Source organism: Halorubrum californiense DSM 19288 (genome assembly GCF_000336875.1).
Taxonomy (GTDB): Archaea; Halobacteriota; Halobacteria; order Halobacteriales; family Haloferacaceae; genus Halorubrum; species Halorubrum californiense.
In genome coordinates, this window is record NZ_AOJK01000001.1 from 19,348 (window position 1) to 20,016 (window position 669).

At 56.4% G+C, this 669-nt stretch carries 1 pseudogene; it reads left to right on the plus strand.

Annotated elements, in window-relative coordinates:
* Positions 1–232: 232 nt before the first annotated feature.
* Positions 233–669: pseudogene (locus tag C463_RS00090) on the plus strand (RNA-guided endonuclease TnpB family protein); the annotation flags it as partial.

Consider the following 669-nt stretch of genomic DNA (forward strand, 5'->3'; position numbering starts at 1 on the left):
CTCTCCAATTCATCCAATCCTGCCTCTAGCACTTCGGTGTATGCCTCTGAGAGTCCCAGATCGTTCGCTTCCGCGTAGTCTTTGATCCGGCCACCGAGCGTGTGTGAAATATCTATGTTTGGACGCATGACGAAAAGACTTTAAGACTAAAAGTATAATAATCTATCGTCGTGAAGCGTACCAACACATTCGCAGTACGTCCGCTTTCCGAGGACGGAGAGCGGNTATCGTCGTGAAGCGTACCAACACATTCGCAGTACGTCCGCTTTCCGAGGACGGAGAGCGGCTGCTACGGGACCTGTTGGACGCTTCCGCTGCTCTCTGGAACGAAGTCACGTACCAGCGCCTCATGCGGTACAACGACAAAGACGGGTTCGAAGGCGACGTGTGGGATGCCGATACGGGCCACCTCGAAGGCGCGTACAAGGGCGTTCTCGGCGCGTCCACCGCCCAACAGGTAATCCGAAAAAACAGCGAGGCATGGCGAGGGTTCTTCCGACTGAAAGAGCAGTACCACAACGCCTCGAACACGTCAGTCACGGAACACCCCGAACCGCCGGGTTTCCGTGGCAACGAGGACGACGGTCGTCAGCTCAAGACCGTCATTCGCAACACGTCGTACACCGTCGAATGGGGCGACCGCTCTCGACTCGAAATACTGGTCGGGAG